The organism is Arthrobacter sp. BL-252-APC-1A (genome assembly GCF_009696625.1).
Classification (GTDB): domain Bacteria; phylum Actinomycetota; class Actinomycetes; order Actinomycetales; family Micrococcaceae; genus Arthrobacter_B.
Map to the genome: position 1 here is coordinate 20885 of NZ_VULS01000016.1, position 6455 is coordinate 27339.

Genomic DNA, 6455 nt, shown 5'->3' on the forward strand with positions numbered 1-6455 from the left:
GTGAAGCAGCCCCGGTTCCGTGAAATGCCTCTGCCGATGACGGGGACCGATGTTAGGGCCTGCCCAGCACGGAAGCCGGGTCAAGGGTGATGCGCCGCAGCAGTTGGGCGTTCGCGGCAACGACGATGGTGGACACCGACATCAGGATCGCGGCAACTGCCGGTGAGATGGACACTCCGGCGAATGCCAGGACGCCGGCGGCCAGGGGAACGGCGATGATGTTGTAGCCGGTTGCCCACACCAGGTTCTGAATCATCTTGCGGTAACTGGCTTTGGACAGTTCAACCATGGACACCACCGCGCGGGGGTCGTTGCCGGCGAGGACCACTCCTGCCGATTCGACCGCTACATCCGTGCCGGCGCCGATGGCTATGCCTACTTCGGCCCTGGCCAGGGCCGGAGAATCGTTGACTCCGTCACCGACCATGGCAACCTTCATGCCGCGCGACTGCAGCTGCGCAACCTTCTTGTCTTTGTCCTGGGGGAGCACCTGGGCGAAGACCTCGTCGATGCCCAGCTGAGCGGCTACGGCCTCTGCGACCTGCCGGGCATCGCCGGTGATCATGGCCACCTTGATGCCGCGTTCCTGCAGCGCTGCGACGGCTTGACGGGATTCGGGACGTATTTCGTCCTCGACCGCGACCGCGCCGATGATCCTGTGGTCTCGGATGATGTGCAGAACAGAAGCGCCGCGTTCAACCCATGCACGGGTCTGCTCCGCCAGCTCAGGCGGAACAGCCAGCTGCTCGGATTCAATGAGGTTCGGTCCTCCGACTGCGGTTTCGATGCCGTCGACCTCGGCCACGACGCCGCGCCCGATCAGGGGCCTGAACCCGGCAGCCCGGGGCACCTGAAGGCTCCGCTCAGCGGCTGCCCGGACAATGGCACGGGCAGAGGGATGCTCGCTGTCAGCCTCGACGGCAGCTGCCAGGGCAAGAATTTCATCTGTGCCGCTGTCGGTGGTCGCAGCAACATCGGTCAGGGCGGGCTGCCCCTTCGTCAGGGTGCCCGTTTTATCGAACAGAACCACGTCAATGGTTCGCATGCGTTCCAGGGCGATCCTGTTCTTGATCAGGACCCCGGCCCGTGCCGCCTGTTCGGTGGAAATCGCGATAACCAGAGGGATCGCCAGGCCCAGTGCGTGCGGGCAGGCGATGACCAGGACGGTGACGGTGCGGATCACTGCCTCGTCCGGGCGCCCCAGGAGTATCCAAACGATGAAGGTGATGATGCCGGAGGCCAGGGCGAAGTAGAACAGCAGCGCTGCGGCCTTGTCAGCCAGAGCCTGTGCCCGGGAGGAGGACGCCTGCGCTTCGGCCACGAGACGTTGAATTCCTGCAAGAGCGGTATCGGATCCCACTGCCGTCAGGCGCACCCTCAATGATCCGTCCGTGGCGATGGTGCCCGCCACGACATCGTCTCCGGGGCCGCGGGGGACGGGTTTGGATTCGCCGGTAATCATGGATTCATCGACGTCGGCCCGCCCCTCGGTGATCCGGCCGTCGGCGGGCAGCCGCCCACCGGAGCGGACCAGGACCAGATCCCCGGCGGACAGGTCCGAAATTGTGACGGTTTCCGTTCCGTCGGCGGTGATTCGTTCAGCGTCGTCAGGCAGCAGTTCGGCCAGAGCGTCCAAAGCTCCCCGGGCGGAGCCCAAGGCCCGCATCTCTATCCAATGGCCCAGCAACATGATGACGACAAGCAGCGCAAGTTCCCACCAGAAATCCAGGTCGAAACCGCCGATTCCCAGTGTGGTGATCCAGGAGGCGAGGAATGCGACCGAAATTGCCATGCTGATCAGCAGCATCATGCCCGGCTGGCGGCTGCGCAGTTCGGTCCAGCCACCCTTCAGGAACGGCATTCCGCCGTAGAAGAAAATTACGGTTCCCAGCACCGGCGGGATCCACCCAGAACCGGGAAATTCCGGAACACGGTAGCCGAGCAAGTGGGAGACCATGGAGCTGAAAACGACCACCGGAACCGACAGGACCAGGCTGGCCCAGAATCTGTTCCGGAACATTGCGGTACTGTGACCGGCATGCTGGCCATGCTGATGGAGGGCATGGTCATCGTCAACGGCGGAATGGGCGTGCCCGGTGGGCATGGCCTGGCCGTGCGTCTGTGAGTCTGTGTGACCAGCTTCGTTACCGGGACCGTGGCCTTCGTGTCCCCCGGCCGCCCGCTGCCTGGCGTGGTCTTCTGCCCCATGGTTCATGACGGGCCTCCCTGTCGATCCGGCACCGATGGAATTCCGGCCAGCTCATATCCAGCGTTCGCTACCGCCATTCCGATAGCATCACGGTCAAGCACACCCGCGCTGGAAAGCGTCACTGTGGAGCGACCGTGCGGGACCAGAGCGGTCTCCACCCGGATGACGCCGTCCAGTTTGCTCAACTCAGCCGAAACGGCTGAGACGCAGTGCCCGCACGTCATACCGGCCACCTGAAACCTAAGTGTCCGCGGAGCTACGTCACCAGTCACGGCGGCTTTCTGCTGCTGCGGCGAGCAGCAGGCACAGCCACTTTGTTCATTGAACAACGGCAGCGGCTGGCGGGATGTGCCACACATAATCGATCTCCTCCGGAACGGGTTTGAGATGCACGGTTCAGGCCGACCATCTGGACGTCCCGGAGCGCACGTTGTGTGGACCTTCAAGGCGTAGCGATCAGAGGATCGGACGCTATCTTCCGGTCAAATAAATATATACCCCAGGGGGGTATATATCAATATTGATGGATCCATCCAGGTGCGGTGGATTATCGGACGCTCGGGTGTCCGCTCGGGGGTCCCCCAACGCGACACCTTCACCCAGTCCGAGGGGCCGAAAAGAAACCGCTTAGATACTGGGATCCTAGATTCGCGTATACCCCGCCCGCATTAATGCCCGGTGAAGGTACCTCAAACGCTACAGTTGAACCTATGAGTGCTCACATCGTCGGTTACGCCCGCGTCTCGACGAACGATCAGGACCTGACAGCCCAGCGGAACCAGCTCGCAGTCCTCGGTGTCCCGGCAGATCGGATCTACACAGACCATGGCCTGACGGGGACCAACCGCGACCGGCCCGGTCTTCGCCAGGCGCTGGCCGCCGTCCGCGACGGAGACACACTCGTCATCACCAAACTCGACCGACTGGCACGGTCCCTGCCGGACGCGCGCGACATCATCGAAGAGCTCACCAAGAAGAACGTGAAGCTCAGTATCGGCGGATCCGTTCACGACCCGGCTGATCCCGTCGGCCGGCTCCTCTTCAACGTCCTGGCCATGGTCGCGGAGTTCGAATCCGATCTCATCCGCGCCCGCACCCGCGAAGGCATGCAGGTCGCGAAAGCCAAAGGCCGCCTGCGCGGCAAACAACCCAAACTCTCCAAGTCCCAGGAAGCCCACCTGGTCTCCCTATATAAGGGAGGCCAGCACACCACCACCGAGATCGCAGAACTCTTCAAGGTCGCCAGAAGCACGGTGTACCGGATCGTGCAGCGTACACCTTGATGCACGCGCACCATCTCCTGGGCTCGTCCGGGCCGGCGACAGCCCCCGTTGGTTTAGCGATGTCGGGAAACGAGTTGTGAAATAGGGTGGGATCAACCCGGTATCTGGCTTGCGGTCACCCTCGATTTGGGACATGATCAGGCTATGAGCCAGACAGCTTCTCCCGGCATCCGCGCCTACCGTGAGTCCATCAACCTCGAGGCTGCTCCCCTGGTGGCTGAACTCCGCGACATGCTAGGCGCCAAGCTAGTCGCCTATCTGGCAGGAGTCGGAGAAACCCGTGCGGTCCGGCAATGGGCTGACGGCTCCCGCAGAATGCCCGCCGAGACCGAAGCACGCCTGCGGCTGGCTTATCACGTGGCCGGCATCATCATGGAGTCCAACGGTCACCGGATTGCTCAGACCTGGTTCCAAGGCATGAACCCGCAGCTGGAGGACCGGTCCCCCGCGCGATTAATACGGGAAACCAGCCCGGACCAAAGCGGCCCTGAGGTTCTGGCCGCAGCCCGCGCCTTCGCACGCCTCGGATGAAGTTCGCCGATCTTGATCAGCGGGCCTGGCGGGTTGGGTTTCTTCCCCAGCCGTGGGAATGGTCCGATTGGCGGTGGGCCGGACCCGACGGACGCTTCAACGGCAGGTGGGATCCGCTCGACCATGGCCTTTACCGCACCATCTACGCCGCAGAGAGCCTCCTGGCTTGTCTGGTTGAGCTCCTGGCCCCACACCGGCCGGATCCCTACCTCGTGGCAGAAATCGACGCCATTGAAGAAGACGAGTCCGACGCAGAGCAGTTCCCCAGCGTCCGCCCGGGAGAACTGGACATTGACCAGTGGCTGGTAAACCGTATTGCTGGCTCGGCTCACCTCGCCGGCCGCTTCGTTGACATCACTTCCGCAGAAACGGTCGCCGGCCTTCACCCACTCTTTAAAGGCAAGGCGCTGGCGTACAACCTCAAGGACTTCGACGCGGCAGCCCTGAAGAATGCTGAGAACCGACTGCTCACCCAGGAGGTTTCCCAGTACCTATGGACCCGGAAGAATACCGACGGCTCGGATTATTGCGACGGAATCCAGTTCCGCTCACGGCACGGTGATGACCTTCTGCTCTGGGCCATCTTTGAGCGTGACACCGACGGACAGATAAGTGCCCACGTCACTGACATCGAAGTTGTGAACCTCAGTTCCGAGACACCCGAACTCCGCGCAGCCCTCTCCCTGCTAGGCCTCTCCACTCTTTAGCTAGCGGGTCAGGTCGTCGTCGGGCAGTCCAACCGAACATGTCCCTCAACCGAAGGCCATGCCAGCATCGGCCGTGATGCCTGCGACACATGGTGGCAAGACACACCGTAACCCGGAATTCCGTGGCTACACGACTGTCTCCTACAGATGGCTTGCAACCCATGGGTTGCAACACAACAATGGCCGCTTTTGCCTATGTTGTCTCTGACAGATGTGCGGACCGCCGGCCATGAGAGCAGGCTCAGGCTGCTCTGGCTCTCAGGGGGTGGGAAATGGCTTTGATGCTCCCATCGAGCCATAACGACATTGAGGCGCCATCAAATCAGACCGGTTCAAGGAACGTATGTGCTTCGGGCACGCCAGCACCGTCCTTTTCATACGGCCGGGCGGCCCGTCTCACGCCTCAGACGGACTCATCTTCTTCGGCCCCCCGACCGAACGCGTCATGAACTTGCTTCCACTCGTCGCCGAGCGGCTCCCCTCACTGTTCGTGCGCCCTAATGGCCGACTCCCTGGATATCCAGCCAGGAATGAGCTCGTTAAGGTTGCCCTCCCTTCCTAGATCCATTTTCCCTTGCCTGTGGGTATTACGTTGCGCGGTTAGCCATGTAGCGAGGACTCTCTCCAAGGGCTCTTTTGCTGTCTTATAGCTCGGATATCTCCCATGATCCCTAATAAAAATCTCCAACTCTGCGGACCTTCTTTCCCACAACGCAGTCTCACGCTCCCGTTTCCTGGGTGTCAGCCACCCTGAGATTTGCTCGTTCAAATAGGACGCTCTGGAGGCGGGCAGTTTGCCGGCTCGATATCGGTTCCGTTGATGCTGCAGGAAGCTGTAGAGCTTGCTTTCATCCTCAACGTATCCGCGGGGGAACCTCCCGTGTATTAGACAGAAGTCAGCCAACTCAGCTGCACGTTCCTGCCATGTTGGTCTCCTGTTTTCCAGTCCTCCCCGCGGTAGCTGCGGGTGGTCGTGGAGCATGAGGCGTTGCCCGAAGAGCGCGGGGTTGTGGTTGACCCGGGTGCGGATATGGTCGTAGACCTTCCGGTATGGGACTCTGCAAATTCTGGCGATCCGGCGGGGGTCCAGTCCTTTGGTCCACATGTAGAACCATTCCTGGCGGGACCAGTGCTGCGGAGTCCAGTTCTCCGTTTCTTCTTCAGCGTTCATGGGTCCCAAGGTTTTGTCCGGGCAGGTACGAGGTTCCTCTCCGCGCCGTGCCTTGTCCCTGTGGAGCTTTAGTGAGTGATTTGGTGGCCTGGGCGGGATAGCTGGCTTTGGATAGATCGAGGTGGCCGGTGTTGGTTTCTTTCGTCTGCTCGTTTCCGCGTTCTTTGGTCGCGAGAGCAAAGACGTTGACCAAGGGCAGTGGGTCCAGATAGGGCCGTTCCGCTTTGGGGCGGCTGGCCTCCGAGGTGGCATTCCACAGATCCCTGCTGACCTGTGAGAAGTCCAGCGCGAATTTGCTCTGCTCCGCGACGTGTTCCATGAAGACTTTAGAGGTCCGCCCGTTGCCTTCCCTGAAGGGATGGGCGTGGTTCACGAAACTGAAGAGAGCGGCTGAGCTCATGGCGAACTGGTCGGCGTTGAGGTCGGCCCAGGAAACCTGTCCTACGGCTCGCTGGACTTCTTTGAGCATCTGGTCCAGGTCCCCGTTCTCGATGTTCGCGAAGCCGGCGGCGTTCTTGCCGATGTTGATGGTGCGGAATTCGCCGGCCCAGTCG

The 6455-nt window shown here is 61.6% G+C and carries 7 protein-coding genes; 3 read left to right on the top strand and 4 right to left on the bottom strand.

From position 1 onward, the window contains the following. Window positions 1-52 precede the first annotated feature (52 nt). Both FYJ28_RS16525 and FYJ28_RS17570 read right to left on the bottom strand, forming a co-directional pair. Window positions 53-2104: a heavy metal translocating P-type ATPase gene (locus FYJ28_RS16525; protein ID WP_229780538.1), complete on the bottom strand. Its 2052-nt coding sequence runs from the start codon at window positions 2102-2104 to the stop codon at window positions 53-55. A gap of 107 nt (window positions 2105-2211) precedes the next feature. Further along, entirely contained in the window at window positions 2212-2568 is a 357-nt protein-coding gene (locus FYJ28_RS17570; protein ID WP_154580112.1) for a heavy-metal-associated domain-containing protein, read from the bottom strand. A gap of 351 nt (window positions 2569-2919) precedes the next feature. Between FYJ28_RS17570 and FYJ28_RS16535 the strand changes: the two genes are divergently transcribed. From FYJ28_RS16535 to FYJ28_RS16545, 3 genes are all read left to right on the top strand, one after another. Then, the gene (locus tag FYJ28_RS16535; protein ID WP_154580113.1) at window positions 2920-3492 is read left to right on the top strand and encodes a recombinase family protein; all 573 of its coding nucleotides are present in this window, start codon (window positions 2920-2922) and stop codon (window positions 3490-3492) included. A gap of 144 nt (window positions 3493-3636) precedes the next feature. After that, window positions 3637-4023, top strand: a complete 387-nt coding sequence (locus FYJ28_RS16540; protein WP_154580114.1) for a hypothetical protein — start codon at window positions 3637-3639, stop codon at window positions 4021-4023. Further along, on the top strand, window positions 4020-4730 hold the full coding sequence (locus FYJ28_RS16545) for an RES domain-containing protein (protein WP_154580115.1): 711 nt from the start codon (window positions 4020-4022) through the stop codon (window positions 4728-4730). The genes FYJ28_RS16540 and FYJ28_RS16545 overlap by 4 nt, the downstream gene beginning before the upstream one ends. A 481-nt stretch (window positions 4731-5211) precedes the next feature. On the opposite strand, the gene FYJ28_RS16550 is transcribed toward FYJ28_RS16545, so the two are convergent. Both FYJ28_RS16550 and FYJ28_RS16555 read right to left on the bottom strand, forming a co-directional pair. Next, window positions 5212-5901: a helicase associated domain-containing protein gene (locus tag FYJ28_RS16550; protein ID WP_154580116.1), complete on the bottom strand. Its 690-nt coding sequence runs from the start codon at window positions 5899-5901 to the stop codon at window positions 5212-5214. Further along, the coding region (locus FYJ28_RS16555) for a Fic family protein (protein WP_154580117.1) at window positions 5891-6455 on the bottom strand (565 nt) is incomplete at its 5' end. The genes FYJ28_RS16555 and FYJ28_RS16550, both read right to left, overlap by 11 nt.